The organism is Solimonas sp. SE-A11 (assembly GCF_030345715.1).
Taxonomy (GTDB): Bacteria; Pseudomonadota; Gammaproteobacteria; order Nevskiales; family Nevskiaceae; genus Solimonas_A.
In genome coordinates, this window is sequence record NZ_JAUASX010000026.1 from 1 (window position 1) to 26,953 (window position 26,953).

24 protein-coding genes are annotated in these 26,953 nt (G+C 67.9%); 14 read left to right on the forward strand and 10 right to left on the reverse strand.

Features of this window, described 5'->3' with window-relative positions; all coding sequences use genetic code 11:
• Positions 1 to 306 precede the first annotated feature (306 nt).
• Both QT386_RS21085 and QT386_RS21090 read left to right on the forward strand, forming a co-directional pair.
• Positions 307 to 618, forward strand: coding sequence for a hypothetical protein (locus tag QT386_RS21085; RefSeq protein WP_289275726.1), 312 nt, complete (start codon positions 307 to 309; stop codon positions 616 to 618).
• A 427-nt stretch (positions 619 to 1,045) separates the two neighbouring features.
• Complete coding sequence (locus tag QT386_RS21090) at positions 1,046 to 1,624, forward strand: hypothetical protein (protein ID WP_289275727.1); 579 nt, start codon at positions 1,046 to 1,048, stop codon at positions 1,622 to 1,624.
• Between the two features lie 340 nt (positions 1,625 to 1,964).
• On the opposite strand, the gene QT386_RS21095 is transcribed toward QT386_RS21090, so the two are convergent.
• Positions 1,965 to 2,852, reverse strand: coding sequence for a phosphotransferase family protein (locus tag QT386_RS21095; RefSeq protein ID WP_289275728.1), 888 nt, complete (start codon positions 2,850 to 2,852; stop codon positions 1,965 to 1,967).
• Positions 2,853 to 2,988: 136 nt separating this feature from the next.
• Here QT386_RS21095 and QT386_RS21100 point away from each other — a divergent pair, with 136 nt between their 5' ends.
• Entirely contained in the window at positions 2,989 to 5,871 is a 2,883-nt protein-coding gene (locus QT386_RS21100; RefSeq protein WP_289275729.1) for a PAS domain S-box protein, read from the forward strand.
• A 3-nt stretch (positions 5,872 to 5,874) separates the two neighbouring features.
• On the opposite strand, the gene QT386_RS21105 is transcribed toward QT386_RS21100, so the two are convergent.
• The 3 genes from QT386_RS21105 to QT386_RS21115 all read right to left on the reverse strand — a co-directional run bounded on the left by QT386_RS21105 (position 5,875) and on the right by QT386_RS21115 (position 10,764).
• Complete coding sequence (locus QT386_RS21105) at positions 5,875 to 6,540, reverse strand: M23 family metallopeptidase (protein ID WP_289275730.1); 666 nt, start codon at positions 6,538 to 6,540, stop codon at positions 5,875 to 5,877.
• A 17-nt stretch (positions 6,541 to 6,557) separates the two neighbouring features.
• Positions 6,558 to 7,538, reverse strand: a complete 981-nt coding sequence (locus QT386_RS21110; RefSeq protein WP_289275731.1) for a L,D-transpeptidase — start codon at positions 7,536 to 7,538, stop codon at positions 6,558 to 6,560.
• Positions 7,539 to 7,692: 154 nt separating this feature from the next.
• Positions 7,693 to 10,764 (reverse strand): parallel beta-helix domain-containing protein, encoded by a 3,072-nt coding sequence (locus tag QT386_RS21115; RefSeq protein ID WP_289275732.1) that lies wholly within the window; start codon positions 10,762 to 10,764, stop codon positions 7,693 to 7,695.
• Between the two features lie 485 nt (positions 10,765 to 11,249).
• On the opposite strand from QT386_RS21115, the gene QT386_RS21120 reads away from it, so the two are divergent.
• Positions 11,250 to 11,903 (forward strand): hypothetical protein, encoded by a 654-nt coding sequence (locus QT386_RS21120; RefSeq protein WP_289275733.1) that lies wholly within the window; start codon positions 11,250 to 11,252, stop codon positions 11,901 to 11,903.
• Between the two features lie 5 nt (positions 11,904 to 11,908).
• Here the strand turns inward: QT386_RS21120 and QT386_RS21125 are convergent, their stop codons facing one another.
• On the reverse strand, positions 11,909 to 13,813 hold the full coding sequence (locus tag QT386_RS21125; protein ID WP_289275734.1) for a PAS domain-containing protein: 1,905 nt from the start codon (positions 13,811 to 13,813) through the stop codon (positions 11,909 to 11,911).
• 165 nt (positions 13,814 to 13,978) lie between these two features.
• Between QT386_RS21125 and QT386_RS21130 the strand changes: the two genes are divergently transcribed.
• Genes QT386_RS21130 through QT386_RS21150 form a run of 5 tightly spaced genes read left to right on the forward strand, consistent with a single transcriptional unit; the run spans position 13,979 to position 20,305 of the window.
• Positions 13,979 to 16,258 (forward strand): TonB-dependent receptor, encoded by a 2,280-nt coding sequence (locus QT386_RS21130; protein ID WP_289275735.1) that lies wholly within the window; start codon positions 13,979 to 13,981, stop codon positions 16,256 to 16,258.
• Positions 16,259 to 16,268: 10 nt separating this feature from the next.
• Positions 16,269 to 17,918 (forward strand): hypothetical protein, encoded by a 1,650-nt coding sequence (locus QT386_RS21135; RefSeq protein WP_289275736.1) that lies wholly within the window; start codon positions 16,269 to 16,271, stop codon positions 17,916 to 17,918.
• Complete coding sequence (locus tag QT386_RS21140; RefSeq protein WP_289275737.1) at positions 17,911 to 18,918, forward strand: pyridoxamine 5'-phosphate oxidase family protein; 1,008 nt, start codon at positions 17,911 to 17,913, stop codon at positions 18,916 to 18,918. Before QT386_RS21135 ends, QT386_RS21140 begins: the two co-directional genes overlap by 8 nt.
• The gene (locus QT386_RS21145) at positions 18,918 to 20,072 is read left to right on the forward strand and encodes a PepSY domain-containing protein (protein WP_289275738.1); all 1,155 of its coding nucleotides are present in this window, start codon (positions 18,918 to 18,920) and stop codon (positions 20,070 to 20,072) included. The genes QT386_RS21140 and QT386_RS21145 overlap by 1 nt, the downstream gene beginning before the upstream one ends.
• Positions 20,069 to 20,305, forward strand: coding sequence for a hypothetical protein (locus QT386_RS21150; protein ID WP_289275739.1), 237 nt, complete (start codon positions 20,069 to 20,071; stop codon positions 20,303 to 20,305). Before QT386_RS21145 ends, QT386_RS21150 begins: the two co-directional genes overlap by 4 nt.
• 154 nt (positions 20,306 to 20,459) lie before the next feature.
• Here QT386_RS21150 and QT386_RS21155 read toward each other — a convergent pair whose 3' ends face one another.
• A complete protein-coding gene (locus tag QT386_RS21155) occupies positions 20,460 to 20,990 on the reverse strand; it encodes a CinA family protein (protein WP_289275740.1) in 531 nt (176 codons plus the stop codon).
• Positions 20,991 to 21,006: 16 nt separating this feature from the next.
• Positions 21,007 to 21,789: a helix-turn-helix domain-containing protein gene (locus QT386_RS21160; RefSeq protein WP_289275741.1), complete on the reverse strand. Its 783-nt coding sequence runs from the start codon at positions 21,787 to 21,789 to the stop codon at positions 21,007 to 21,009.
• 51 nt (positions 21,790 to 21,840) lie between these two features.
• Here QT386_RS21160 and QT386_RS21165 point away from each other — a divergent pair, with 51 nt between their 5' ends.
• The 3 genes from QT386_RS21165 (at position 21,841) to QT386_RS21175 (ending at position 23,975) form a co-directional block, all read left to right on the forward strand.
• A complete protein-coding gene (locus QT386_RS21165) occupies positions 21,841 to 22,800 on the forward strand; it encodes a carbon-nitrogen hydrolase family protein (RefSeq protein ID WP_289275742.1) in 960 nt (319 codons plus the stop codon).
• A gap of 42 nt (positions 22,801 to 22,842) precedes the next feature.
• On the forward strand, positions 22,843 to 23,295 hold the full coding sequence (locus QT386_RS21170; protein ID WP_289275743.1) for a hypothetical protein: 453 nt from the start codon (positions 22,843 to 22,845) through the stop codon (positions 23,293 to 23,295).
• Between the two features lie 68 nt (positions 23,296 to 23,363).
• Complete coding sequence (locus tag QT386_RS21175) at positions 23,364 to 23,975, forward strand: HD domain-containing protein (RefSeq protein ID WP_289275744.1); 612 nt, start codon at positions 23,364 to 23,366, stop codon at positions 23,973 to 23,975.
• A 19-nt stretch (positions 23,976 to 23,994) separates the two neighbouring features.
• On the opposite strand, the gene QT386_RS21180 is transcribed toward QT386_RS21175, so the two are convergent.
• Complete coding sequence (locus QT386_RS21180; protein WP_289275745.1) at positions 23,995 to 24,180, reverse strand: hypothetical protein; 186 nt, start codon at positions 24,178 to 24,180, stop codon at positions 23,995 to 23,997.
• Positions 24,181 to 24,639: 459 nt separating this feature from the next.
• Here QT386_RS21180 and QT386_RS21185 point away from each other — a divergent pair, with 459 nt between their 5' ends.
• Complete coding sequence (locus tag QT386_RS21185; RefSeq protein WP_289275746.1) at positions 24,640 to 25,206, forward strand: hypothetical protein; 567 nt, start codon at positions 24,640 to 24,642, stop codon at positions 25,204 to 25,206.
• 18 nt (positions 25,207 to 25,224) lie between these two features.
• Positions 25,225 to 25,593, forward strand: coding sequence for a hypothetical protein (locus tag QT386_RS21190; protein WP_289275747.1), 369 nt, complete (start codon positions 25,225 to 25,227; stop codon positions 25,591 to 25,593).
• 175 nt (positions 25,594 to 25,768) lie between these two features.
• Here the strand turns inward: QT386_RS21190 and QT386_RS21195 are convergent, their stop codons facing one another.
• Positions 25,769 to 25,984 carry a hypothetical protein gene (locus QT386_RS21195; protein ID WP_289275748.1) on the reverse strand — a complete coding sequence of 72 codons (216 nt, stop codon included), beginning with the start codon at positions 25,982 to 25,984 and terminating at the stop codon, positions 25,769 to 25,771.
• A gap of 177 nt (positions 25,985 to 26,161) precedes the next feature.
• Positions 26,162 to 26,944 (reverse strand): triacylglycerol lipase, encoded by a 783-nt coding sequence (locus tag QT386_RS21200; protein WP_289275749.1) that lies wholly within the window; start codon positions 26,942 to 26,944, stop codon positions 26,162 to 26,164.
• Between the last annotated feature and the right edge of the window lie 9 nt (positions 26,945 to 26,953).

A 26,953-nucleotide genomic window follows, 5' to 3' on the forward strand; every position in this document is an offset into this window, starting at 1 on the left:
GGAGAACAGATCCAAAGCACGAAAGACCAACTTACCCACAGATTTGAACTAGACTCTCAACCCTTACAGGTGGGTCACTTTTCGCTGCGCACCCTGGGTCAACTTTCGCTGCGCGCCAACAGTGATGAACGTAGCTGTGCGCATCTGGGCACCCCTGCAACATGAAAAGACGGACGTTTAATGTGTTGCAGGCTAGCATCAATTGCGTGACAAGTCACGTAATTCGTGCTATCGTGGGCTATGGAAAATGGTTCCTCCACCGACAAGCCCTCCAAGCGCGGCCCTAAGCCGAAAGGCGCGCGCGTAATGACGGCTGCTGAGCGGCAGGCCCGTCGTCGGGAGAAGAAGCGGGAACATGGCGGTAAGCCGTTCATGTTCTGGGTAGAGGGCGCGCATCTGGAATACGTTGAAGCTCTTGCTGCGAGACAGGACATTCCTATGTCGGTCGCGCTGAAGAACATTCTTGAGCCGGCGCTGGACCGCTTTGTCGGGGTGATGCGTCGTTGCGAAGAGTTGGCCGCTGCTGGCGCCACTGATCAGGCGGTCACCAAATTTGTTGAAGACCACCTCTTTCCTGCCCTGCCGCCCATGTCCGGCAAAGGGGGAGCTAAGAAATAGAGGCAGTTGTGACCTTCGCGCTTTATCGGCATCCAAACGTTCGGGCGCGAGGGAGCGGCATCTAAGAATGTCGCACGAGGGAAGAAGGCATCTGGCGAACCCTCAACGGTGGAGTAGGCCCAAAAAGGTCGCTGCAGGCCGTGCCAGTGAGCATGAGCGCAAGAACCGGAATGAGTTCTTGGGCTAATTCGACGAGCGCCGGACCTCACCTAGTCGAACATGCAACACATAACTGCGGCTGTGGTTGAGGATTTTCGGAACCTAGACCCCGGGCCTTTCCCTGGGGTAGGTGGCGCGCCGACCCAACCCCTTCATCGGGGTTGGGGGAGTATTGCGTCTCACCTACCCCAGGCCACCAGACAACAGCCTTCAGTTTCAGCCCTTCGGGCTGCAACTGAAAAATGCCCCCACTACGCCCGAAGTAACGATGAGCAAAAAAGTAGCGCTGCCAGATGAGATCGCCAAAGCCCTTGCGATGAGGGAGGCGGGATATACGGTGTTGTCGATCAGTCAGAAGCTCGGCATCAGCGTGCGCTCGCTCCAGCGTCATTTTGCCGAGCATGGCGCGCGGAAAGGGGTGCTGAAGCAGGAGCTATTGGAAGCTGCTCGGACTGACCTGCTGAACCGAGTCACGTCGGACGAGGCAATTCGCGAGGAAGCGGCAAGGCTCATCAATGATGATCTGGCGCACGCTCGCCACCTCCGGGCACTCCTGATTGAGGCTACGGATCAGCTAAAGGCGAAATCTCTGCAAGACGCTGTCCTCGTCATGCGAGCGGGGGCCGCCTACTCGACTGCAATCAAGAACACCTCGGACATGCTCAGGCAGAGCCTTCAGGTGCAGCGCGTGCTGGACCGGGGCGATGATGCTGGCCTGCCCGAACTCGTCATCAGTGAACTGACCCGCGAAGAGATTGAAGCCCTTCAGTCGAGCCATGATCCAGACGGGAGCCCGGATGCTGCCCCCGAGGACGAAGCCGAGGATGGCGCGATCCTGGCGGCCTGATGGCAGGTGGGTACCCTTAGAAAAATGAGGACCTCCTGTAGGGGGTCCTTTAGTTTTTTAGGGGGAAGATTTGAAAATCCAGGCGGCTGGCTATGCCCCGACTGTCCCGGCGCAGAGTGCTGTTACAATCCGTGAGGTCCCTGCGGAAAGCGGGCCAGCTATCAACACCCCCTGAAAGCCTTGTCCTAGAAGGGTTTTAAGGGCGCAAAGAAGGGAAGTGGGGGAGACTCCCTCCCTCTCCGCCATAAAATGGAAAAGCCGACTCAATGTCGGCTTTTTTGTTTTTCAAAGTTTAAAAATGAGGGAGGGATTCGAACCCCCGGTACAGGGATCGGCCCGATCATCGCCGCCCGGCGGTGGTGTCGCGAGCTGCCCAGGTTTCCAGATGGCGCAGCGCCCCGGGCAACTGCTCGGGATCGTCCGCGAAGCCGCCCAGTTCCGACAGCCAGAAGACACCGGTCAGCAAGTGGATGCGAGCGCGATCCAGGCGCCGCTGCGATATCTGCTCGTAGGCGTCGGCGATATGCGCCGTCAGGTCCAGCGAGATGAAGCTGGTGTAGATGAATTCCTGGTGCAGGGCGCCGAAGCCGGAGTCGGCGAAGTCGTAGATGCCGTTGAGCCGCTGCCGCGGGTGGTCGAAGGCCATGTTCCAGCCGTGGCCGTCGAAGAAGCCGTAGGTCAGGCCCAGCGGGTCTGGGGGCAGTGCGGCCCACTCGGCCAATGTGCGTTCCGCGAGCGGACGCAGGGTGGTGGGCAGCACCGGCCAGGCTTCGCGCAGGATGGCGTCCGGCGGCAGCCAGGGGCCTACCGGCAAGGCGCCGGCTTGCCGCATCAGGTCATGGTCCAGCGTATGCAACTCGGCATAGAAGCGCGCCATGTCCTCGGCCAGCGCGGCGCGTGCCCGGTCCGGCAGATGCGCATAGTCCGCGGCCAGCAGGTGCTCGCCCGGCAGCTTGGCGTGCTGCGAGAACAGCACCGGTTCCTCGTACAGTGTCAGCTCGGGGATCGGCATGCTCAGATGCGGGCGCAGTGCAGCCAGCAGGCCGGCTTCGCGGCGCAGGGCCTGCGCGGCTTCTTCGCTGCGCGGGAACTTGAAGATCAGGTGGTCGTCGACGTCGACGGCGATGGAGTGGAAACCGCGGGTACGCAGGCGGAACTGCGCGCTGGCCAGCGCCGGGAAGTGGCGCAGGATGGTGGCCCGGAGTTCCGCGGGGTCTGACAGGAACATGGCAGGCATTCTGCCAGGACCCCAGCACGAGGGCGCAACGGCCTGACGCGTCCTCGCGGGCTGTGCCTATACTGCCGGAAAGGCCCGGCTCATGCCGGGCGGAAGCCACTGCATCTCGGCGAGGCTCAAGACGGACATGGATGCCAGTCCCCCGGCGCCCGGCGGCTCGAAGAAGCGTCGGCGTGCCCCCAAGGCCGGAGAAGGCTCGCCTGCGCAGCCGCAGGCGGTACGGCTGCGCGCGGCGCTCGATTCCTTGTCGGTTTTCAGGGCGCTCCTCGATGCGGGCGGCGGGCTGCTGTGCGTGGAGCCGGCCTTGCCCGGTGCGTCCACCCCCGAGGAGGGCCTGGGGCAGGCCTTGTGGGACCTGCCGTGCTGGCAGCTTACCGGGATGCAGCGGCAGGATCTCAGGACGGCGGTGGAGTGCGCCGTGCAGGGCGAGACCCTGCGGCGTGAATTGCTGCTGCGGCGTGAGGGTGGCCGACCGCGGCAGGTCGAACTGATCCTGTGCCCGCTAAGGGACGAGACGGACGCCGTCGTGAATGTCGCTGCCGAAGTGCGTGACCTGCCTGCGGGCCGTTCGCCGGCGCAGTCGCTACAGCGCGGACGCGAGGACGCGCTGGAAGGCGAGTTGGCAGCGGTGCAGCGCCTGCACGCGATCGGGCGCCGCATCAACGAGGGTGGCAGCCTGCAGGATCTTCTGGAGGAAATCCTGGCGACCACCATGGCGGTGCAGGGCGCCGAATTCGGCGCCCTGCAGCTCTGGGATGCGGCCAGCAGCAGCCTGAGGGTGGTTGCGCAGCAGGGCTTCGACACTGAATTCCAGCGGCGCTATGCGGTGGTGCGAGCCGATACGGCCTGTGCCTGCGGCATGGCGGTGGCGCGCCGCGAGCGGGTGATCGTGGAGGACGTGGAGACGGAGCCGGCCTATGCGCCGAGCCTGGAGGAAGCACGCCGGGCGGGCTACCGCGCGGTGCAGGCCACGCCGCTGATCTCCCGCGAGGGGCGCCTGGTGGGCGTGCTCTCGACCCACTTCCGGCGGCCGCACCGGCCCTCGGAGCACGAACTGAAGCTGACCGACCTGTTCGCAGCCCAGGCGGCCCTGGCGGTCGAGCGGCTGACGGCCGGCGAGGCCCTGCGCGTGGCGGAAACGCGGCTGCGTGCGTCGATGACGGCGGGGCGCATGGCCTCCTGGTACTGGGATGCCGCCAGCGGCCAGACCAGCGCGTCCGAGACGCTGGCGGAGCTGTTCGGCCTGCCGCGCGGCGAGCGCTGGCGCGGGGACGACCAGATCCTGCGGCTATTGCACCCCGAGGACGCGGAGCGGCACCTGGAGACCCTGCGCGCTGCCGCCGGCGGTGGCTGGCACAGCGAGTTCCGCGTCATCCGCCCGGTCGACGGCGAGATCGCCTGGCTGGAGGAGTGGGCCGATGCCACGACCGACCCGCAGACCGGCAAGCTCGGCATCGCGGGCCTGGTCTGGGATGTCAGCGACCGCAAGAACGCGGAGCTGCGCGTGCAGGAGGGCGACGTGCGCTTCCGCTCGCTGGTGCAGAGCGTGCGCGACTACGCGATCCTGATGCTGGACCCCAGCGGCTACGTGATCGAGTGGACCGAGGGCGCCGAGCGCGTCAAGGGCTACCAGGCCGTGGATGTGCTGGGCAAGCACTTCGCGTTGTTCTTTACGCCGGAGGACGTTGCCGACGATGCGCCGGCACGCGAACTGGCGGAAGCCGCCGCCAACGGCCGCGCCGAGCGTTACTCCTGGCGCGTGCGCAAGGACGGCAGCCGCTTCTGGGGCCATGAGATCGCCACGGCGGTGCGCGGGCCGGACGGCGAACTGCTGGGCTTCACCAAGATCAGCCGCGATCTCACCGAGAGCAAGCGCGCCGAGGAGGCGCTGCGCGAGGCGGACCGGCGCAAGGACGAGTTCCTGGCGACGCTGGCGCATGAACTGCGTAACCCGCTGGCGCCGATCCGCAACGGCCTGCAGATCCTGCGGTTGGTGAGGCAGGGTGATTCACGGCTGCTGAACACGGTGGACATGATGGACCGCCAGCTGACGCACCTGGTGCGGCTGGTGGACGACCTGCTCGATGTGGGGCGCATCAGTTCCGGCAAGCTGCAGCTGCGGCGGCAGGCGCTGGAGCTGTCCGAGGTGCTGGCCGGCAGCGTGGAAGCGGCCCGCGCGCTGATCGATGCGCACCGGCATGAGCTGAAGATGGACATCGCGGCGCCGGACATCCGGCTGGACGGCGATCTCGATCGCTTGACCCAGGTGTTCTCCAACCTGCTGTCGAACGCGGCCAAGTACACCGAGCCCGGCGGGCATATCCGCCTGGCGGTGTGGCGCGAGGCGGACACCGCCGTGATCAGCATCACCGACGACGGTATCGGCATTCCGTCTGCCGACCTGGAGCATGTCTTCGATCTTTTCTCCCAGGTGCGTGCGCACCAGGGGCGCGCCGAGGGCGGGCTGGGGATCGGCCTGTCGCTGGTGCGCAACCTGGTGCTGCTGCATGGTGGCAGCGTCAGCGCTGAAAGCGCCGGCTCGGGCCAGGGTAGCTGTTTCACCGTGCGCCTGCCTTTGCTGGCGGATGTCGCTCCGCTGGAGCTGCCGCCGGCGCTGCCGGACGAGGCGGCCGCGCTGCTGCGTGTGCTGGTGGTGGACGACAACGCCGATGCGGCGAACTCGTTGGCGGCGTTGCTGGAGCTGCAGGGGCATGCCACGGCGGTGGCGCACGACGGCGCGGAGGGCCTGTTGCTGGCACAGAGTTTCCGGCCCGACGTGGCGATCCTCGACATCGGCATGCCACGCATGGATGGCGTGGAAGCCGCCCGTCGCCTGCGGTCCCTGCCGGGCGGCGACCGCGTGCTGCTGCTGGCACTCACGGGGCTGGGCCAGGCCACGGACCGCGAGCGTACCCGCGAGGCGGGATTCGACCACCACCTGGTGAAGCCGCTCAACCTGGCCTTGCTGGCCGGCCTGCTGGCGGAGCGGGCGGAGGCGGCGAAGGCCTGAGGCTCAGGGCCGTGGGCCGCGCGAGACCAGCAGCGGGTAGGGGTTGACCGCCGTACCCTGCCACCAGTGCTTCTCCGGGCCCAGCATGAAGATGGCGAAGTGCAGGTGCGGTGCCGCGGGATCGGCGTTGCCGGAGGAGCCAACGTAGCCGATCACCTCGCCGCGCTTCACCTCCTGGCCCTCCAACAGTCCGTCGGCGTAGCGCTGGAGGTGGGCGTAGTAGTAGGCCAGGGTTTCGCCCGGGTCGAACTGGTAGATCGTCAGCCCACCCGGCACGCTGGTGAAGAGCTTGACGATGCGTCCGTCGGCAGTGGCGAGCACCGGCGTACCGGCCGGGGCCATGATGTCGATCGCTTCATGCACGCGCGAGCCGCCGCGTCCGTCGGCGAAGCTGTCGTTGAGTTGATCCGCGGCGACGCCGGAGACCGGAACCAGCAGGGCTGCCGGAGCAGGCGTGTGCTCGCCGACCAGGGAGCGTTCCGCGTCGATCGGAGTGTCGGGCGCTTCCGGTTGGCGGGGTGTCTCGGCCGGAGGCAGTGCGGCGACCGGGGTGGCGGCCACGACGACAGGTGTATCCGCCGTGGCCGCCTCGATCGGAATGCTGGCCGACCACAGCGCCACGACGCCGCCCACCATGAGCCCGGCGAGCAAGGTCCAGAAGATGCGCATAGCGGCGGCCTCCTGTCTCAGCGCTGCAGCAGGGCCGGGGTGCCGGGCTTGACGGCATCGGCCAGCGCGGCGGCGTCCCAGTTGCTCAGGCGGATGCAGCCATGCGACTGCGTCTTGCCGATGGTGCGGGGCTCGGGTGTGCCGTGGATGCCGTAGTGCGGCTTGGACAGGTCGATCCACACCACGCCCACAGGGTTGTTGGGGCCCGGCGGGATTTTGGCCTTGCTGTGGCCTTCCTCGGCATCCCAGAACAGCTTGGGGTTGTAGTGGAAGGGCGGATCGCGCGAGACACCGTTGATCTTCCACTTGCCCAGCGGCAGGGGATCGTGGCGGCTGCCGATGGTGGCGGGGAAGCGCGCGGCGACCTGGCCCTGCTCGTCGATCAGCGAAACCGACAGGTCGGAGCGATCCACCACCACTTTGGAGGCGGCGGGCAAGGCGCTGCGCGACACGCCGGGCACCACGATCTCCTCGCCGGCGCGGTTCAAGTCCTTATCCTTGTTGAGCAGGCGCAGCAGCTCGGGGCTGACGTGGAAGCGCTCGGCCAGGGCTTCTTCTGCCGATGCGTAGCCCAGCGACGTCAGCTTGGCTTTCTCCATCATGTCTTCCGGGATCGCCTGGAAGGGGCCAGCAACGTCGGCTTCCGTGATGCGGTGACTGACCAGCACCGGAGCGGTGTCGCGAGTCAGGGCCTCCCAGCTTTTCTCGTCGAGACGGCCGGTGGCCTTCAGCGAGTGGCGCCGCTGCCAGGCGGCCACGGCACGTTGCATGTTGGAGCCATACTGGGCGTCGATCTCGCCGCTGGGGAAGTGGGCGCGGTCGAGCAGCACCTGTGCCCGCAGGACCGCCAAGCCCTTGGCGCCGGCCGCCAGCGGCGGCGTGCTGTCGAGGCTGTCTTCAGGAGGGGCTGCCTGTTGCTGCTGCGCCAGCGACGTGCCGCTGGCCAGGAGGAGTGCGCAGAGCGCCGCAAGAATGCGTCCTTGTTTTTGTGTGGCCATGTTCCCTTCCTTGGGAGCCGTTTGGTTTTTCGACCCGCGGCCATTCCGCGGGTTCAGGCAAGGATGCCTGGGCCGGCTGTCTGGCAGATGAATGTGCCGGGCCCCCAAACGAAAAGGCCCGCTTGCGCGGGCCTATTCGTTACAGCCTTGCTGCCTACTTCTCGCCGCAGCTCGAGGAGCCGGGGTACTTGGTCTCGTCGACCGTGATCACGTCGCGAATCCACTGGTTGACCAGGGCGTAGCCCTCTTCGTCGACCACGCTGCGCGCCAGGGGCGGCATGCGTGCGGCCGGGGTCGTCGCGGTGGGGCCGATGCGGAACGGCAGGATCGAGTCGTCCAGGTTGCCCGGGTTGATGTCGTGGAAGCGACGGCCCTCGTCGGTGCCTTCGCGGCCGGTGGCGGTCGGGCGCTTGCAGATGCCGTAGGTGCTGTCGACCTTGCGGATCGAATCCAGGTACATGCCGGTGCTGGCGGCGAAGCCGCGCACGTTGTGGCAGTGCTGGCAGTTCACTTCCAGCCAGGCGCGGGCGCGGGATTCGATGTCCTCGTTGGAGCCGGCGGGGAAGCCGGCGTCCCCAGGCTTGTTGAAGGCCGGGACGCGCTCCAGCTTGGTGGCGATCTGCGTGGCCGGATCGACCCCGAGGTCCGTCGGGCAGCCGGCGAGCAGGCCGTTGCTGCACCACCAGGCGATCTGGTTGTGGCCGGTGACGGCGTGCGGGGCCGACTTCACGAAGTTGGATTCCGGACGGTAGGGCTTGTTCAGGAAGCGCGTCTTCAGGCCGATCGGCGCGGAACCGGGTTCGCCGTCCTCGCGCGAGTGGCAGCTGAGGCACTGGTTGCCATGCGGGATCAGGTACTCAGGCGTGGAGCCGGTGTGGGTCACGCCGGAGTCGACGTCGGTGGTCTTCCAGTGCACGGCGGCGGTGCCGCCGCCCAGCGCCAGCTTGGCGACGCGCTTGCCGTCCACGGTCTCCCAGACGTAGGGCAGGCCCATCCAGCGGACATTGCCCTTGGAGTTGACGCGCTTGATCAGCAGGCGCGTTTCCACCGGCACTTCGGTGCCCGCCGCTTCGTCGGCGAAGGTGAAGGTCTTGGCGATGATGGTGCCGACCGGGAAGTCGAAGGTCATGTTGGCACCGGTCACGGCGCCGCCTTCCTTGGCGTCATGGTAGGTGGCGGTCTTGCCGTTAGGGATGAAGACCTGGCGGTACTTCACCGAGTAGTCGGAGAACAGCTTGCTGTTCAGCGAGAACGGCGTGCCGCGGCCGTTGGGCGCGCTGCGCGGGTCTTGCGCGTCGGCGAACAGCTGGTACTGGTCCAGCGTCGGGCAGTTCACGCCGGCGGCGGCGAAGTTCACGGTGCCAGGCTTGCCGGCGCCGCAAAGCTTGGCAGTCTCGGCCTCGGTCGGCGCCGGGTCGAACTGGCCGGTGCGCTTGAACTCGGCGATGACCACGGGCGGCAGCTTTTCCAGGTTCTTCCCGTAGGCGGTGACGCACTGGTGCGGCTTGATGTCGTAGCTGGAGGCCAACTGCGTCAGGTCGGTGGCGGTCAGGTTGGTCAGCACGTTGCCGATCAGGCCGCCGGGGTTGCCGGGATCGACGGTGGCGGCGGCGATCACCAGCTCCAGGCCCTTGAGGCCGTGGAAATTGGCGAAGCGGGCGCCGCGGCCCTCGAAGACGTTGTCGTCATCGATGCAGGAGGCCCACCAGTCCGGAACGATGCGCTTCTTGTCGGCCGGGTTGAACTTGTACTGGTTGTAGTGGCACTCGGGGTTCGGGTGCTCGCTGCCGAGCAGCGGCTTGCCGCGGTTGTCGGCCGGCACCTTGTTGCCGTTGGCATCCAGCGGGTAGGGGCAGTCGGACCAGGTATCGAGCAGGCCGTCCCACATGATGTGGGCGCCGCGGTAGCCGAGCGCGCCGGAACCCAGGCAATGCTCGAAGTTCAGCGGGTTGAGGCAGGCGGCGGTGTTCTTCAGGCCGATCAGCACCGGCAGCAGGCGTGCGACGTCGCCGTTGATCAGGTCAGCGACTCCAGGCACGGGCAGCTTGTTGCCGTTCTCGCGGAAGGTATTGCCCCAGATGTGCATGCCTTCGGTGTACCAGTCGATGCGATTCTCCACCGGGCGGCCCAGGCCTTCCGGGAAGAGTTCGTAGCTGGCGTGGATGATGCCGGCGGTGTTGTTGTTCTCGAAGGTGTTGTTGAAGACGTCGATGCGGTCGTAGGACAGCGTGATCATGCCGCTGCCCGCAGGCACGTTGCCGACGAAGCCACCCGAGGTGAAGTTGTAGGTGTTGTTCATGCGCGAGGTGTTGCCGTGCATGCGCGAGCTGTCGCCGTACTGGCGCAGGCCGTCGAGGTCGTAGATCAGGAAGCCACCGGTGTTGCACTCGGCGAGGTTGGTGTCGTACTCGCCGCCGCGCACGTTCTCGATCTCGAAGCCGAAGACGTTGAAGGCGGCGCGGCTGTTGCGGATGATCGCGTTGTTGGTCTGGCCGACGTAGATGCCGGCGTCGGAGGCGCCGATCGATTCGGAGTCCTCGACCAGGATGTTCTCGGAAGAGACCGGGTAGATGCCGTAGCGGCCGGACTTGGGGCTGACGGTGTAGTCCGGCGAGGTGCTGCCGCCCAACGGGCTGCCAGGGGGGTTCGTGGCCGGACTGGTGCAGGGCACGTTGAGCAGGCGCGCGTTGTTCTCGAAGACGTTGGCGGCGGTGATCGGCGTGGGGCTTTCGCGGCCGCCGTTGGACGACCAGATGGCGCGCACGCGGCGCAGCGAGGCGTGATCCACGCCGCGCAGCTCGATGCCATTGCCGCCGGTGTCGAGCACGGTGAGGTCCTGGATGAACAGGCCGTGGACGTTGACGCCGAGGATGCCTTCCGGCGCGTTGTTGTGCTTGAACGACAGGACCGTCTTGTCCTTGCCGCAACCCTTGACCATGACGTCTTCGGTGTCGGTCAGGTTCAGCGAGGAGGTCAGCTCGAAGTAGCCGCAGTCGAACTGGATGGTGTCGCCCGGGGCGGCCTGGACCATGGCGGCGACCATGTCGCGCGTGGCGTTGGCGCCCGGCTTGATCAGGAAGGTGCGGCCGTCACGGGTGCCGGTATCGTCCTTGGAGCCGCCGCTGCCGCCGCCAGCGGAGTCGCTGCGGCTGCCGCAACCGGCGAGCAAGGCGAGGGAGAGGGTTGCGGCCAAGGCCGCGCGTACCTGGGGGGCTTTGAAAAGCATTGTCGATTCCCTGGGTTACGGAGCGAAAGGCGCTCCGTGAATATGGTTATACGCACACATTCTAGGCCTACCCTGGGGAGCCCAACCAGGGCGCCGATGGTAAATGTGACTTACGCATGACAGCGGGGGGATGACGGCCAGGCCGGGAGCTCGCCGTGCAGCCCCCGCCCGCCCCCGGCCATCGGTTGCGGGCGGCGGGGGGTACCCTCCCTGCTAGTGTCGTCGGTGCAGGGGCGGGGCTTGATTCGGGGTTCTGGCAGCATGGTTCCGATGGGCGATTTGCAAGGCTGGCGCGGTGTGCGCCGGCGCGAGGACAAGCTGGTTCGCTTCCTGCATGTTCCAGGCGTGTGTTCCGCGAGGGGCGGGACGATGGGGGCTGTCATGAATCAGATGCGGGGGGCCGTGCGCCGCACGGCAGTACGGCCGTGAGTGCGGGCGTATCGGGGGCCGTTGCCCTGATGCTGGCAACGGTGTTGGAGGCGGCCATGCCCGCGGTCGTGGAGATCGCCGCCGCCGGGCCGGACCAGTACTCCCTGCGCGAGTCGGCCGATGGCCGCAGCCTGGTGCTGAACTGGAACGGTACCGATACCGTCATCGGCCATTGCGGCGAACGCCTGCTGCAATGGGTGGACCTGCGCCGCGATGGCCTCAGCGCCTCGGTGATCGAGCGCAACTGCGGCGCCACCGTGGACTATGCGACCCAGGTGGTGGTGGACGGCCCGCAGGGGCGCCGCACCGTGGCGGTATTCCAGGGGCGTGCCCGCCTGGGCATCGCCTGGGACGGCCGGCGCCTGCAGGTGAACCGGCCCTGGCTGCCGCCCGATAAGGTGTTCCGGGAACAGGGCAGCGTTGCCGGCTTCGGCGTCGACTACGCCGTGCTGGGACTTTCCGCGCTGCCGACCGCGCAGCACACGCTGGACGATTCCAACCGCGGCTGGGGTGCGCACGGCCGTTCGGTGGGGCTGCCGGAAGAGGTGCTGCTGCGCTGGGCCGGCTGGGCCCAGCAGGCTTCGGGCCTGTATCGCGCGGAGTGGGGGCGGTGGGACCGGCAGGCGCCTTACGGTGACGACCAGCAGGGCAGCGAGCGCATCCGCGAGGGCATGCGCGACTACGCCAGCAACGGTGATTCGCCGGGCTGAGGGCTTCAGGCGGCGGGCAGCAGGCTGGCCGCCAGCTGCATCAGGGTGTCGTATTTCACCGGCTTGACCAGATGGGAGTCGAAGCCCGCTTCGGCCGATTGGGCGCGGTCCTGCTCCTGCCCCCAGCCGGTCAGCGCGATGATCACGGGCCGGCGCCCCTGGATTTGACTGCGGATGCGGCGGCAGGCCTCGTAGCCGTTGAGCTGCGGCAGGCCGATGTCCATCAGGATCAGCTCCGGCTGGAACTCGGCAGCGGCGTCCACGCCAGCCTGGCCGTCGTGCGCAAGGCGGATTTCATTGCCCAGCAGTTCCAGCAACTGCCCCAGGGTCTGGGCGGCATCGACGTTGTCGTCCACCACTAGGACGCGGCGGCCACTGACCGTGGCCGGCGTGGAGGTGGCGGTGACGGCTTCCTCGGGCAGGGCGGCCATGGGCAGCCACACCCGGAACTCGCTGCCCTGGCCCAGGCCCTCGCTGTGCCCTTCGACACGGCCGCCGTGCAGCTCCACCAGGGTCTTGACCAGCGCCAGGCCGATGCCCAGGCCGCTGCGGGGGCGCTCCAGCGAGCGGTCCACCTGGGTGAACATGTCGAAGATGCCGGGGAGGGCGGCAGGGGCGATGCCGATGCCCTGGTCGCGCACGGCGATCCGCAGCTCGCGGCCTTCCTGCCTTGCCTCGAGCAGGATGCGGGCCCCGGGTTTGCTGTACTTGGAGGCATTGTTGAGCAGGTTGCTGAAGACCTGCGTCAGCCGTACGGTGTCGGCCTGCAGCGGCAGGAAGCCCGAGGGTAGCTGCAGGGACAACTCCTGCGACGCGGCCTCGATCATCGGACGCGCGGATTCCATGGCCTGCCCGAGTACGCTGGCCAGATCGGTGGGCTCCAGTTGCAGGCCGATACGCCCGTGGCTGATGCGGCTGACGTCCATCAGGTCGTCGACCAGGCGCACCATCTGGCCGATCTGGCGTTGCAGGATGTCCGCGGCCTCCAGCACGCCAGGTGCGTGGGCCGGGTTGCGGCGGATGATCTCGGCGGCGTTGCGCATGGGCGCCAGCGGGTTGCGCAGCTCGTGCGCGAGCATGGCCAGGAACTCGGTCTTGCGCCGGTCGGCCTCCGCCAGCTCGTCGGCGAGGCGCTGCAGCTTCTGCTCGGATTCCTGCGCCTCGGTGACGTCGCGCGTGGTGCCGGCGACGGCCTCGACCTCGCCCTGGGCGTTGAAGACCGGGACGAAGATGTAGTCGTACATGCGCCGGCCGAAGCTGCCGTTGAAGGGCACCACGCCGCGTACCGGCTGGCGCGTGGCGACGACCTGCTCGATCTCGCGGTCGTGCATCTCGGCATGCCAGGGCTCGTAGCCGAGTTCCAGGCAGGTCTTGCCGATGGCTTCGTCCCAGGTCTTGCTCCACATCTTCAGCAACACTTCGTTGGCATAGATGAAGCGGTGCTGCCGGTCGAAGACGTAGGCGAGGTCGGGCGTGTTGGTGAGGATGGCTTCGTAGAGGCGGCGTTCACGGCCGGCCTGCTGCATCTGCGCCTCGGCCTGGCGCTCCTCGGTGACGTCGCGGTAGTAGACCGCGATGCCCTCGGGGGCGGGGTAGGTGCGCATCTCGTACCAGCGTGCGTCGGGGGAATACCAGGCGTCGGCGGTGCCGCGCTGGCGCTGGTCCATGGCGCGCCGCATGGCGGCGCCGAAGGCGCTGGCGCCCACGTCGGGAAAGATGTCCCAGATCCGCTGGCCCAGAAGATCCTGGCCGGAGCGCTGCATCTGTCGCTCCGCCTGGGCGTTGAGGTAGCGGAAGCGCCAGTCACGGTCGAGCGCGAAGAAGGCGTCGGTGATGCTTTCCAGGATGGCGGCAGCCGCTTCCTGCGGGCGCATGCCAGCGGGGCGGGGTGTAGCGGCAGTGGCATCCATGCCACCCGGTCCTGCTTCCGGCAGATCGTGCATCGGCACCTCGGGCCTGGAGTACGGGGCCCTCCTGGGCGCCCGGCAATCGCGATGTGATCATAAAGGACAGGACGCGCGAATTCCTGCCTGCTCCCTTATAATTGATAATCATTATCAATAAAGGGTGGATTCATGGGGGCGCAAAGCATGCTGCGGGGGGCCGCATTGCTGGCGACCGTGCTGGGGACAACCGCTGCACTGGCCCAGGACGATGCGACGACGGAGACGGTGACGACGATCCCGCTGGCGCAGGAACCGGCACCGGTGCCGGCAACCCCGGAGCCGCCGCCCGCGGCGGTGGTGTTGCCCGCCATCGTGGTCACTGGCGAACTGCTGACCCGTGAAGCGGAGCGCACCACGGCCAGCGTTGCGGTGAAGACCGGCGCGGAGATCGAGCGCAGCGCGGTGCGCGATGTCTACGACGTGATCCGTGCCACGCCCAACACCGGCTGGAACGACAGCGAGCTGGGGCTCAGCACGATCAGCATGCGCGGTATCGGCAGCTACGGTGCCAGCCTGGTCGGCGCCGGCACGATCTACGGCACCGCCACCACCATCGTGGTCGACGGCGTCGGCCTGCCGCGTGGGGCGATGGGATTCGCCGATCTCTCGGCCTTCGACCTTGCCCAGGTCGAGATTTTCCGCGGGCCGCAGTCCACCAGCCTGGGCCGCAACGCCATGGCCGGCGCCGTGGTCATCAACACCGTGGAGCCGCAGGTGGAGGGCAGCTTCATCCCCGAGTTCCGCGGGCGCCTCGGCCTCGGCAACGATGGCGCGCAGCAGGGCGCCGCGGCCTTCGGTACCACCCTGCTGCCGGACCTGCTGGCGATCCGCCTGGTCACCGACTACCGCAGCAGCGACGGCGAGATCTACAACCAGACCCGCGACGATGACGACTGGGCGCGGGACCGCAGCCATGGAACGCGCCTGCGCGCCAAGCTGACGCCATTCGGCGCCGAGGGCCCCTACGAGGTGGTGCTGGGCGTCGCCTACAGCCGCCGCAAGATCGGCAACCGCTACGTACTGCAGACACGCGAGCAGGAACGCGTGGCCACCGCCAACGAGCCCAGCGAGATCGACAGCGAAGCCAAGCTCTACTCGGTGGACCAGCGCCTGCGGTTCGGCGAGGACTGGACCCTGCGCTCGGTCAGTTCCTGGGCCCGTTCGCACACCCTGCTGCACCTGGACGTGGACTACACCGAGCGGGAAGACGGCTACATCGCGCAGGTCGCCGACTCGCGCTCCTTCTCGCAGGAGCTGCGCGCCAGCTTCAACGGGGATGCCTGGCGCGGCACCCTGGGCCTGTACTACTTCGACGGCAAGGATGGCGAGTACTCCACCGGCCTGACCGCGCTGACGGCGCTGCTGGATGCGGTGGGCTTCTGCCCGGTCGGCCTGATCTGCTCACTGCCGCTGGGTGGCGTGACGGTGGTGTCCGACAGCCCGGCGAGCATCGAGAACCGGGCCGTGTTCGGCGAGCTCGACTGGCAGGCCAGCGACCGCCTGACGCTGACGGCCGGCCTGCGCGTGGACCACGAGCGCAACGGCAGACACTCGGTCAACGACCTGGGCGGCGACAACCCCCTGGCCGAGGCTGCCGTGCTGCTGCTGCAGGGCGCGAGGGTCCTGGGGCCGGACGGCGAGACCGATGTCAGCCGCAGCTTCTCGGCGGTGCTGCCGAAGCTTGCGGCCAGCTACCAGTTGTTCGACAACAGCTTCGTCGGTGCGTCCTACACCGAGGGTTATCGTCCCGGTGGTGACGGCTATCATCTGGCTTGCGGGCAGCGCTACAGCTTCGACGAGGAGCGCACGCGCAACTACGAGCTGTCGCTCAAGGGGCGCCTGGGCGGCTGGCGCACGCACTACGCCGTGAACCTGTTCCATACCGATTGGGAGGACATGCAGGTGCCGGTGGGCCCGCTGACCTGCCAGATCATCGAGAACGCTGGCCGCTCGCGCATCCGTGGCGGTGAACTGGAGCTGGGAGCCTCGCCCTTCGAGAGCCTGCGCCTGGTCGGTAGCCTGGGCATCGTCGATGGCAAGATCATCGAGTTCGTCAGTTCGGCGGGCGACTACAGCGGCAATCCGATTCCCAAGTCGCCGGAGTACTCCATGACCGTGGCCCTGGAGTGGACGCCGATCCGCAACCTGCTGATCCGCCCCGAGGTGCAGCGCGTGGGTTCGACCTCGGCGCAGATCGACAATGGCGCCAATCACCAGATCGACGCCTACACCCTGCTCAACCTGTCGGTGCGCTGGCAGTACCGAGCGCTCGGTCTGTTCTTCAACGGCAGCAACCTGGCCGACCGCGACTACCGCCTGGACGCCGCCACCACGGCGCTGCGCCGTGATCCCGTGGCGGCGTTGGGTTACGGCCGCCGCCTGATGGGCGGCCTCGCGTTCCAGTTCTGAGCCTGTGCCCATGGAATCGCTGACGCCTGCCGACCTGGCCCTGTTTGCCGCCATTGCCGTGTTCGTGGCTGCCTGGTGGTGGCGCGCACTGCCGGGACGACGTGCGCTGCTGTGGCTGTCGGCCTTGGCCACCGTTGCGGCGGGCATCCAGGGTGTCTGTGATGACCGCTGGCAGGCTGGGGCGGGCGCCGTGGCCGGTATGCTGTTCCTGCTGGGCTCGCTGGTGGCAGGCCGCCGCCTTGTGTTGCTCGGCTGCCTGCTGAGCCTGGCCGGCGCGGTGGGCATCGCGTTGCCCTGGCTGTTCCCCGCCACGCCGCTGCCGAAGGCCTCGGGGCCGTATCAGGTCGGGCTGCGCAGCTTCGAGTTGGCCGATGCGTCGCGGCCGGGCATTTTCGGTGCCGCTCCGGGCGAGCCGCGGCGCCTGCTGGTGCGTGCCTGGTACCCGGCCTCGCCGGCACCGGGCGCGGAACCGCGCCGCTATTTCAGCGAAGCGGAGACGAAAAGCACGGCGCGGGGATTCGGCGAACTGCTCGGCTTCCCACCGCTGCTGGGCTATCTCAAGCACGTCCGCACGAATTCATACGAGGATGCGCCGCTGATGAATGGCAGCGGCCGCCTGCCGACACTGTTCTACAGCCACGGCTACACCGGATACGCCCAGCTCAATGCTGCGTTGATGGAAGAACTGGCCAGCCATGGCTACGTGATCTACTCGGTGCAGCACACCGGCGATGCCTCGCCCACGGTGTTCCCCGACGGCAGCGTGGTGCCGATGGACCCGGGCCTGATCCGGCACATGCAGGAGTCCTTCGAGAAAGGCATCCCGCCCGACCTGATCCGCGCCTATACCACCACCGACTTCAACGAGCGTATCGACGCGCAGTTGGCAACGGCGGAGCATATGGCGACGGAGCGCAACCGGGCCGCGGTGGAAAGCCCCTGGGTGTGGTTAGCGGATCGCCTGTTCGTGCACGACCGACTGCAGGCGGGCCAGGTGCCGGAGAACGTGGCGGAGCTGGTGGCGGCCAGTGATTTCTCGCGCACCGGCGAGATGGGCATCTCCTTCGGCGGTACCACGTCGGCCGCGCTCTGCCTGGTGGATCGCCGCTGCGCGGCAGCGGTGAATCTCGACGGCGGTGACTTCCACTTCAACACCTTCGCCGTGGATCTGCCGGTGCCGCTGCTGATGTTCCATGCCGAGTTCGCGGGCTTCTACCGGATGCTGGGCCTGGAGCCAAAGGGCGAGCTGCACAGTTTCAACGACTTCTCCTACGAGGCCTTCGACCAAGCCGGGCAGCGTGCCGACATCCACCGCATGGTGCTGCGCGGGGCGGTGCACTCCGGGCTGACCGACACCGGCCTGTTCCTGCGCCGGCCGCTGCGCGACGGCATGTTCGGCACCGCGCCGGACGAGATCCTGGTGGGCGCGCCGAATGCCTTCGTGCTGGGCTTCTTCGACCACTACCTGCGTGGCATGGACAATGGCTTTCCGGCCGCGCAGGTCCGCCGCTACGACGGCTGGGTGCAGCGTTACGACAACTCGGCGGTCCGGCAGTGGTGGTCGGGCCTGCCGCCGGAGCAGCAGGAGAGCATCACGGCGCGTATCGCGCGCCTGAAGGCGCAACTGCCGCCGGCCGCCACTGGAGTCCGCCATGACTGAGCGTATCGAGACCTTGCCTGCGCTGGAAGCCGTGGTCGGCAAGGTGCCGGGGCCGCGCGACCTGAAGGTGATCGACTTCCTCGACGCGGCCTCGCTGCGCTGGCTGCAGACCTCGCCACTGCTGTTCGCCGCCTTTGGCGATGGACGCGGCATCGCCATCACCGTCGGCGGCGGCGAGCCGGGCTTCGTGCAGGCGCCGGACGCGCGCCGCCTGCGCATTTCGCTGGCGCTGCTGGATCACCCGGACCAGGCGCAACCGGGCCTGGGCTTTGGCGGCCTGTTCCTGTCGCCAAGCCTGTGCGAGACGCTGCGCGTCAATGGCCGCGTCGTGTCAGTGGCGGAAGGCGTGGTGGAGATCGAGGTGCGCGAGTGCTACCTGCACTGCGCCAAGGCCCTGATCCGCTCGGAGTTCTGGAAGGGCGAGCCGGGCGGGGAGATTCCGGATACCGCGACGGCCTTTGTCGATGCCAGCCGCTTCATGGCGTTGGCGACGATCAACGAGCAGGGCCAGGCCGATGTCAGTCCCAAGGGTGATCCGCGCGGCGCGATGCTGCAGATGCGCAGCGGCGATGCCTGGTTCGCCGACCGCCCGGGCAACCGCCGCGTCGACAGCTTCCGCAATATCCTGGCGCAGCCGCGGGTGGCCGCGGCGGTGCTGGTGCCGGGGTCGTCGCGCATGGTGCTGCTGTCGGGCACCGCGTGCCTCACCACCGATGCGGCGATGCGTGCGCTGTTCACCGTCGCCGAGCGCCTGCCCAAGCTCGCCACCTGCATCGAGCAGCCGCTGCTGCAGGCCTACGACAGTGCCGCGCTGGCGCGTGCGCAACCCTGGCCGGCGCTGCCTGCCGCCGCCGACATCGACCCGGCGGCGATCTTCAAGGCGCATGTGATGCACAGCAAATCGGGCGGCATCATGGCCGGCATCGCGCGCACGGCGCTGGCGGTGCCCGGCTTCATGGACAAGACCCTGCAGAACGACTACAAGAAGAACCTCTACTGATGAGCAACCAAGCCAATGCGCCAGGTCGCTGGTTCCGCTTCCATCTCTGGTTGCACCGCTGGACCAGCCTGATCGCGACGATCCCCTTCTTGGTCCTGTGCATCACCGGCACGATCCTGATCTTCCACGAGGAGATCGAAGAGGCCCTGGGCGAGGTGCCGGTGTCGCAGCATGCCGCCGAGACGCCGCAGCGCCCGGCGTCGGAGTCCATCGCCAACGTGCTCGCGGCCTACCCGGACGAGCGCGTGCTCAGCACCGGCCTGGACCCGGAGCATCACCCTGGCGTGATGCTGGTGGTCACCGGTCCCAAGGAGGCCAGGAGCTTCGAGGGCGCCAAGCTGCGCTTCACCGACCTGGTCACCGCGCAGCCGGTGGGCGATCCCGATCCCGGCATGACCTTCACCGGCTTCCTGCTGGAGTTGCATGCGGAGTGGTTCCTCGGCCCGATCGGCGAGCTCATCGGCGCGCTGATCGCATTGTTGGTGTTCCTGTCGCTGGTGTCGGGCATCGTGGTCTACGCGCCTTACGTGCGACGCATCGCCTTCGGCATGCTGCGCCGGGGCAAGGGCTCGCGGTTGCTGCAGCTGGACCTGCACAACTTCATCGGTGCCGTGGTGCTGGGCTGGGCGCTGGTGGTGACGGTGACGGGCTTCCTGCTGGGCTTCAACTCGGTGGCGATCGGTGTCTGGCAGATGACCGAGCTGGGCCACCTGCGCGAGGAGGCCAACCGCATGGAGCCGGTGGACGCGCGCCATCCGCCGGTGGACGTGGACCGTGCCTATGCCATCGCGCAGGAAGCGGCGCCCGCGGGCTGGACGGTGAGCACCATGGTCTACCCGCTGACGGAGTTCTCCACGCCGCGCCACTACACCGCGCTGCTGGTGGGCAACCAGGGCGTGGACGAGCGCCTGTTCCGCGTGGTGATCGTGGACGCCAAGACCGGCGAGGTGCCGATCGTTCCGGAGGTGCCGGCCTACATCAAGGCGATCTCGCTGTCGCAGCCGCTGCACTTCGGTGACTACGGCGGCCTGCCGCTGAAGCTGCTGTGGACCGCCTGCACCTGGCTGACGCTGTTCATCACCGTCAACGGTGCCTGGCTGTGGTGGGACCGCCGCCGCAAGCGCCAGGCGGTTCCGGCAGGAGTGCCGGCATGACAAATTCGTCTGGAACGAATTTGGACAGCCGCAAGGCTGGCCCCGCAGGGGCGAACTCCAAGGACGGAGCTCGCAGCCAGGTTCTCAAGCGGGTCCTGGTGATGGCGCTGCTCAGCGTCGCCGGCATCATCGGCATGCTGCTGGTGGATTCGGCGCTGGACTGGGTGTTCTTCGCACTGACGGCGCTGCCGCTGGTGGTGGGAGGCTGGCGCTATCTGGCGGAGCGGAGTTGATTCACGCCGATCTCTCTGTGAACCGTTCGCACTGAGCCTGTCGAAGTGTGAGCGGTTCGGCTTCCGGGGGGCCATCCATGGCGAGACTTCTGCTCGCCCATTTCACCCCGGCCCGGCCATCCATGGCCGGGCGTTCGCCGGCCTGGAGTGCCATTCAAGGCACTCCAGGACCATCCCGGCTCACCCAGCGCGGTGCCGTCTTGAGTGCCTCCACCAGCAGTGCCAGCGCCGCCTCGGTGAACGCCCACATGTTCTCCACGCGGTCGCTGCTGCCGGTGCGCAGCGTGCGCACGAGCCGCACCGTGCCGTGGACCGCCAGACAGGTATGGCCGGCGGGATCGCCGTAGGGATTGCCCTGCGGCCCGGAGGCGCCGGTCTCCGCCAGGCCCCAGGCGATGCGGCCGTGCTTGGCGCGCACCGCTTCCGCCAGCCACTGTGCATAGGGCTCCGAGCTGGAGCGGATGCCGCGCTCGCGCATCTCGTCGGTGGAGATGCCGACCAGGCCGCGGATGGAGCGCGCGGAATAGGTGATGGCGCCGCCGGCGAAATAGGCGGAGGCGCCGGGCTGCGCCAGCAGGCAGGCAGCGATCAGGCCGCCGGCGGAGGTCTCGGCCACGGCGATCTTCTCGCCGCGTTCCTTCAGCAGCTGGCCGGCCTCGTGGCCCAGGAACAGGATGTCGCGCATGCAGGGGTTCTCGTGGTCAGTCCAGGGACAGGATACGCGGTGCGCGCGCGCCGGCCAGCACGCTGGCCGGGGACACGCCGAACATGGCCTTGAAGGCGTGGCTGAAATGGGTGGAGCTGGCGAAGCCGGCGTCGAAGGCCGCGGTGGTCAGCGAGGCACCGGCGGCGATGCGCTCCAGCGCATGGCGGAAGCGGATCCAGATGCGGAAGCGGCGCAGCGGCACGCCGGTCTGGTCCTGGAACAGGTGCTGCAGGCGGCTCGGCGAGAGCGCGGCGGCCTCGGCCAGCGCCGACAGGGGCAGGTTCTCGCCCAGGTCGGCCTGCATCAGGCCGATGGTGCCGGCCACGCGCGGGTCCAGCGTCGGCAGTGTCGGGTAGCGCCCCAGGGCCGTATTAAGGCAGGGCTCCAGAAGGGATGGAGCGTCCGGTGCTTGGTGGAAGCGGCGCAGGGCATCGCCGAGCGATGCGAGCGGCGGCGGGTCGAAGGACGGCTCGGCGCAGTCGCGTGCCGACATCGCCGGGTGGTAGGGGCGATGCGGATCGTTGTAGTAGACCGCGGTGATGCCGCCGCGCAGGTCCAGCGCGTGCATGCAGCCGGCCGGCACCAGCGCGGTCTGCGCCTGGCGCCAGCGGCGCTCGGCGGAAAGACGCACGCGCACCTCGCCCTGCAGCGCCACCAGCAGCACGGTGGCGGCATGGCGGTGCGGCGCCACCTCGCCCAGCGGGCCGATGAACAGCAGGCGCTGCGGCCACAGGCAGATCAGCGGGGCGGCAGCCGGTTTGGGCAAGTGTCGGGGCATGGCGGCGGGTAGATTGCGCGGCATCCTTTCCCAAGTCGAGCCCCGTCCGCCATGAACTCCAACGAGCCCGTTCCGGTTGCCGCCGTGCAATTGCAGGGCCGCCCCGGCGACATCGCCGGCAACCTGCGCGATGCGCGCGGCTATGCCGAGCAAGCCTTTGCCGCCGGTGCGCGGATCGTCGCGCTGCCGGAGTTCTTCCCTTCGCCGGTGTACTACGACGAGCCCTTCGACGGGCAGGCGTTGGACGAGCGCGACAACCCGGCGCTGGCGATGATGCTGGAGCTGGCGCAGCGGCACCGGGGCTACATCGGCGGTTCGATGGTGCTGCGCCGCGGCACGGGCGTGTACAACACCTATTTCTTCGTTCAGCCCGACGGTCGCTGGTTCACCCACGACAAGGACCTGCCGACCATGTGGGAGAACTGCTTCTACGAGCCGGGCAGCGACGATGGCTACATGGACACCGAACTTGGTGGTGTCGGTGCGGCGGTGTGCTGGGAGCTGATCCGCACGCAGACGGTGAAGCGGCTGCGTGGGCGCATCGGCCTGGCGATGACCGGCAACCACTGGTGGACCATTCCGTCGAACTGGCCGCTGCTGACGCCGCTGTTGCGCCCGCTGCACCGGATCAACCGCGGCTTCTCCGAGCAGGCGCCGGTGGAGTTCGCCAGGCTTTTGGGCGTGCCGGTGCTGCATGCTTCCCATTGCGGCCGTTTCCGGAGCCGCTTCCTGCTGCTGCCGGGTACGCGGCTCAGCGTGCCGCACGAGTCCGAGTTCGTCGGCGCCACCCAGATCGTGGATGCGGCAGGGCAGGTGCTGGCTCGTCGCAATACCGCCGAGGGGCCGGGGGTCGTCAGCGCCGAGATCCGCCTGGGGGCGCAGGCACCGGCGGCGCCGCTGGACGAGGCGCGCTTCTGGATTCCGCCGCTGACGCTGCTGCATCGGGCCTACTGGCACCAGCAGAACGCCTGCGGCAAGAGCTTTTACCGCTCGCGGCGCCAGGCCGCCTGAGCGTATAACGATCAACCATAACGACACGAAGGGACCGTAGACATGCTCACCGCCGTACAGATCGCCCAGCTCGGCTGCGGCCTGTTCTTCATCACGGGACTGCTCACCGGCATCTGGAAATATCGCAGCATGATGAACAGCCCGGACGCGCAGGCGCCGGTCTATGTCGACATCTGCCACCGCACTGCGCTGATGTACGCCTTCGCCTGCCTGGTGCTGGCGGAGTTCGCCAAGCTCAGTGCCTGGCCGGAGGTGGTGAATGCCTGGGCGGTGGCGGTGCCGATTGTGTTCTTCGTGTCCGCGGTGATGATGTATGCGCTGCACGGCATCCTGCGCGACACCGACAACCAGCTGCGGCGCCCGCACCGGCTCGGCAGCGGCACGGTGCCGGGCGCGCTGATCACGCTCTACATGGTGGCGCTGATCGTGGGTGAGGTCGGTGGCTTCCTGGTGCTGTTCGCGGGCTTCCTGAAGCCGCTGCTGGCCGCGGCTTGATAAATATCAAGGCGCCGCGCTAGCGCGGCGCCTAGGCTGGTGCAATCTCCACTGCACGAGCCTGGATCATGGACGTATTGCTGCGGGCGCAGATGCCCGATACACGGGTGGTTGCCGAGGCGGGCGCGCTGGCGCGCGCCGCCTTCGACGACCGGCTCTTCCATCACACGCTGCGCACGCATTTCCTGGCGCTGCGCTACGCCGAGCGCTTCGGCGTGCACTGCGACCGCGAGCAACTGGCGCTGGCCTGCCTGTTCCATGACCTGGGGCTGGTAGCGCCGCGCTACCGCGCGGACCGTGCCTTCACCTACAGCAGCTCGGCGGCGATGAGGGACTTCCTGCTGCAGCGGGGCTGGGCGGGGGAGCGGGTGCGGCCGGCGATGGAGGCCATCGATTTCCACATGCAGCTGCTGCCGCGCTGGGAGCTGGGCGAGACGGCCGGGCTGCTGCAGGTGGGCGCCTGGATGGATGTGACCGGGCTGCGCAGCTGGCGCTTGCCGGGTGCGGTGAAGCAGGCCCGCGCGCAGTTCCGGCGCGGCAGCTTCTTCTGGCAGTTCAGTGTCTGCCTGACGGGTCAGTTGATTTCGCCGAAACGTGCGCTGGGCTTGTCGGCGCCGCGCGGGCGCGAGCCTGAGGGGCACTACTGCTGCGAGGCCCACGCGCCGCGCATCGCGGCGTGAGGAGCGGGCAGCGTGTTCGTCAGCGCGCCAGGACCGGCGCGGCGGTGGTGCCCGCGGCGACCGGCTCCTGCGAATGGAAGGTGGCCGCCAGCAGCAGTGCGGCGACACCGGCCACCACGGCGAGCTCCAGGGCGCGCGAGCGACGCGGCCGGCTCATCAGGGTGAGCGGCAACGGGATGTTGTGCTGCTGTGCGGTGGTTTTCATGAGGATCCCTTCGGCGTCGTGGCAGGGCATGAGGGCAATGTCCATGCCGAGACCCATTGTGCGGCCAAGCCCTTGATGTTTCTGTGCGCGACATCCCGAAAGCGAAAAATGGGCGATGCAGTTTGCATGAAGCACGTCACAGTGCCCTGCAGATTCCGGCGATGGTCGCGGGCACTGCGCAGACGCTTGCCGCCAGTATGGCTGCGGCCTGGCGCCCGGCATGCTCAGTGCCGCGGTAGTGGAGATGATCACCCGCATCCGGGACGATCCCTGCTCACCTCCACAGGCGGCCGGCAGCCCCTGCATGCACTTTCTGACGGAGGCAGGCGCGGACATTTGCAAAACGCACGGCCCCGCCGACGAGTGATTTTCGCAGTGCCCTGATTTTTCGGATTTTTCGTTCCGGCATTTCCCTGGCCCGGCGCTTGCGATGGCGAACGCATCACACGGGGAATCCCAATGAACCAGTTCATCGCTTCCATTGCCGTCGCACTGTCAGGGGTGGCCAGCTGCAGCGCCGCCGACCAGTTGGTGTTCGACCGCTCCAAGCCGGACATCGCCTGGGGCAGCGCGGGCCCCGGCAGCGAGGTGGTGCAGCGCTTGGTATCGGCATCGCCCGAGCTGCGCGGTGGTCCGGACTCCAGCTTCAGGATCATGGTACGCGCCGAGGACGACGTGGCGGTGGCGAGCCTGCGCCTGAGCGTACAGGGCACCTTCCGCTGCGCTACGGCCGCTGGCGACTGGATCGCTCCGTTCGACGTGGTGCGCGAGATCCCGATTCCCGAAGGTGAGCGCTCCGACGATTCGCGCATGGTCTATGCCGGAACGCGCCTGCAGTTGCTGGGCACATCCTGCGGGCGCTTCCAGGTGCCGGTGGGCGGGCGCGAGGAAGAGCTCTACGCCGTGGGCGGCAGCTTCACCCTGCGCGCCATCGCCACGGACACGGCCGGCAAGTCCAGCGAGTCCACCATGATCATCCACACCACGCCGGTCACCGCGCCGATGCCGTCGCTGGCGGCCATCTAAAGATCAACGGAGATTGCCATGCTGGCCGATGAAGCAACGGAGCTGTGCGAGGAGCTGGACCGCATCCTGGATGATGCTCCCGGCAGCGGCGATGCGGCGCTGGAGCGCATCCGCGAGATCACCCATCGCTTCGAAAGCCCCTCGGCGATCTGGCTGCTGGTGGAGAAGGCGCGCAAGGCCGCGGCGGTGATGGAGCCCTGGACGATACCGGACGGATGGAAGCTCTACGGACCCACGCCCGAACTGCTGCGCCGCTTTGCCCGGCATTACGTGCGCGAGCTGTTGCTGGCGGCGCAGATCAGTTGCGGGCAGTTCTCGCGCCCTGCGTCGCGGTCGCGCCGCAGGGCGCCCCGGGCTCGTGTGCTCCGACTGGGGAGCCCGGCATGATCGCCCAGGAGAGAGCGCTGCGCGAAGCTCATGGGGACAGAGGGCTGCGCCAGTGGCGCGAGGCGGGGATGCGCTCTGCGTCCTACTATCGCCGTGACCGGCCCGGTCGTGAGGGTGGCCCGGTCATCTGCGAACACCCCGCCGAAGCGGCGGAGCCGGATGAAGGCGCTCCGTGCTACTCGGCGCGCCGGAGTACTTGCCAGTAACGTGGTTCCTCGTTGCCTTGCCTCTCCAGGGTGTATTCGCGCCGGCGCAGGAACTGCGTCGGCTGTAGCTGCGAGATATCGTCCACGTTATGGACTTCGTGATAGCCCTGGGCGCTGAGACGCTGCGCCGTGGCTTCTACCGCGGCCTCGTCGAGGCCGCTGCTGTATCCGGATTTCTGGCTCATGTCGCTACTCCTGTCTAGCGGCGAAGGGTCAGAGGGCGGAGTTCCAAGGAAGCCGGGAACACGGTCGGCAAGACAGATTCTGGTATTTGAAATGCCAAATTAAATCCCCCGGCAGCGCTTACGCGGGCAGGGCGCGCTGGGGTCGCCAGCAGGGGAGACTTCTGCGAATGATCGCCCTTAGTGACGGGCGAGGTTCAGCTTGGGGCGGCGCATGCGCCGCCGCGCCGCCAGCCGTGGCGGCCGGGTGGCAGCAGGCTGGCCCAGGTGCTGGCCGAGGATGCGCATGACCTCGCCATTGGCGACCAGGCCGATATGGCTGCCCCGCACCTCGATGCGGGCGCCGCAGTGCCCGCGGCGCGGCACGCAGAATTCCCAGGGTACGATGCCGTCGCCCTTGCTGAAGATCGACAGGCAGGGCACCTCGTAGGGCACCGGGAACTGCAGTTCGCTCCAGGCCAGTTGCGGCATGTGCTTGCGGTTGAGCCAAAGGAAGGCGTTCCACACCGCGGTGGACTGCGGCGTGCCGTGCAGCGGCGAGCCCAGGGTGATGATCTCGCGGATCAGGTCGGGGCGGATGCAGGCCAGCTCGCGGGCGTAGAAGCCACCCAGGCTCCAGCCGATGATCGTCACGGGCTGGCCGCAACGCTCACTCAGCTCATGCACGCGGTGCAGCAGGCGGGTGCGGACGCCGGGCTTGGGGCCCCAGTTGACGCCCTGTTTCCAGGCGAAGCTGCGGTAGCCGACCTTGCGCAGGAAGCGGCGCAGGGCCCAGGTCGACAGATCGCTGCAGAGGAAGCCGGGAATGACGAGGATGGGGCGGCCGTCGCCATGCGGGGCATCGGCCACCAGCCGACGCTCGGACAGCGCGAGATAGCGGCTCAGTTCGGCGACGCAGCGGGCTTCGCCCAGCGTGGCCAGCAGGGTAGGGCGCGCGATGGCAGCCGCCAGTGCCTTCTTCATGTTCCCAAC

Excerpts from the sequence above, each read along its gene's own strand:
- QT386_RS21090 (WP_289275727.1), top strand. The coding sequence starts at position 1,046 with ATGAGCAAAAAAGTAGCGCTGCCAGATGAGATCGCCAAAGCCCTTGCG.
- QT386_RS21175 (WP_289275744.1), top strand. The coding sequence starts at position 23,364 with ATGGACGTATTGCTGCGGGCGCAGATGCCCGATACACGGGTGGTTGCC.
- QT386_RS21195 (WP_289275748.1), bottom strand. The coding sequence starts at position 25,984 with ATGAGCCAGAAATCCGGATACAGCAGCGGCCTCGACGAGGCCGCGGTA.
- QT386_RS21125 (WP_289275734.1), bottom strand. The coding sequence starts at position 13,813 with ATGGATGCCACTGCCGCTACACCCCGCCCCGCTGGCATGCGCCCGCAG.
- QT386_RS21115 (WP_289275732.1), bottom strand. The coding sequence starts at position 10,764 with ATGCTTTTCAAAGCCCCCCAGGTACGCGCGGCCTTGGCCGCAACCCTC.
- QT386_RS21165 (WP_289275742.1), top strand. The coding sequence starts at position 21,841 with ATGAACTCCAACGAGCCCGTTCCGGTTGCCGCCGTGCAATTGCAGGGC.
- QT386_RS21095 (WP_289275728.1), bottom strand. The coding sequence starts at position 2,852 with ATGTTCCTGTCAGACCCCGCGGAACTCCGGGCCACCATCCTGCGCCAC.
- QT386_RS21105 (WP_289275730.1), bottom strand. The coding sequence starts at position 6,540 with ATGCGCATCTTCTGGACCTTGCTCGCCGGGCTCATGGTGGGCGGCGTC.
- QT386_RS21110 (WP_289275731.1), bottom strand. The coding sequence starts at position 7,538 with ATGGCCACACAAAAACAAGGACGCATTCTTGCGGCGCTCTGCGCACTC.
- QT386_RS21200 (WP_289275749.1), bottom strand. The coding sequence starts at position 26,944 with ATGAAGAAGGCACTGGCGGCTGCCATCGCGCGCCCTACCCTGCTGGCC.
- QT386_RS21140 (WP_289275737.1), top strand. The coding sequence starts at position 17,911 with ATGACTGAGCGTATCGAGACCTTGCCTGCGCTGGAAGCCGTGGTCGGC.
- QT386_RS21150 (WP_289275739.1), top strand. The coding sequence starts at position 20,069 with ATGACAAATTCGTCTGGAACGAATTTGGACAGCCGCAAGGCTGGCCCC.
- QT386_RS21100 (WP_289275729.1), top strand. The coding sequence starts at position 2,989 with ATGGATGCCAGTCCCCCGGCGCCCGGCGGCTCGAAGAAGCGTCGGCGT.
- QT386_RS21190 (WP_289275747.1), top strand. The coding sequence starts at position 25,225 with ATGCTGGCCGATGAAGCAACGGAGCTGTGCGAGGAGCTGGACCGCATC.
- QT386_RS21130 (WP_289275735.1), top strand. The coding sequence starts at position 13,979 with ATGGGGGCGCAAAGCATGCTGCGGGGGGCCGCATTGCTGGCGACCGTG.
- QT386_RS21170 (WP_289275743.1), top strand. The coding sequence starts at position 22,843 with ATGCTCACCGCCGTACAGATCGCCCAGCTCGGCTGCGGCCTGTTCTTC.
- QT386_RS21155 (WP_289275740.1), bottom strand. The coding sequence starts at position 20,990 with ATGCGCGACATCCTGTTCCTGGGCCACGAGGCCGGCCAGCTGCTGAAG.
- QT386_RS21145 (WP_289275738.1), top strand. The coding sequence starts at position 18,918 with ATGAGCAACCAAGCCAATGCGCCAGGTCGCTGGTTCCGCTTCCATCTC.
- QT386_RS21185 (WP_289275746.1), top strand. The coding sequence starts at position 24,640 with ATGAACCAGTTCATCGCTTCCATTGCCGTCGCACTGTCAGGGGTGGCC.
- QT386_RS21135 (WP_289275736.1), top strand. The coding sequence starts at position 16,269 with ATGGAATCGCTGACGCCTGCCGACCTGGCCCTGTTTGCCGCCATTGCC.
- QT386_RS21180 (WP_289275745.1), bottom strand. The coding sequence starts at position 24,180 with ATGAAAACCACCGCACAGCAGCACAACATCCCGTTGCCGCTCACCCTG.
- QT386_RS21085 (WP_289275726.1), top strand. The coding sequence starts at position 307 with ATGACGGCTGCTGAGCGGCAGGCCCGTCGTCGGGAGAAGAAGCGGGAA.
- QT386_RS21120 (WP_289275733.1), top strand. The coding sequence starts at position 11,250 with ATGCCCGCGGTCGTGGAGATCGCCGCCGCCGGGCCGGACCAGTACTCC.
- QT386_RS21160 (WP_289275741.1), bottom strand. The coding sequence starts at position 21,789 with ATGCCCCGACACTTGCCCAAACCGGCTGCCGCCCCGCTGATCTGCCTG.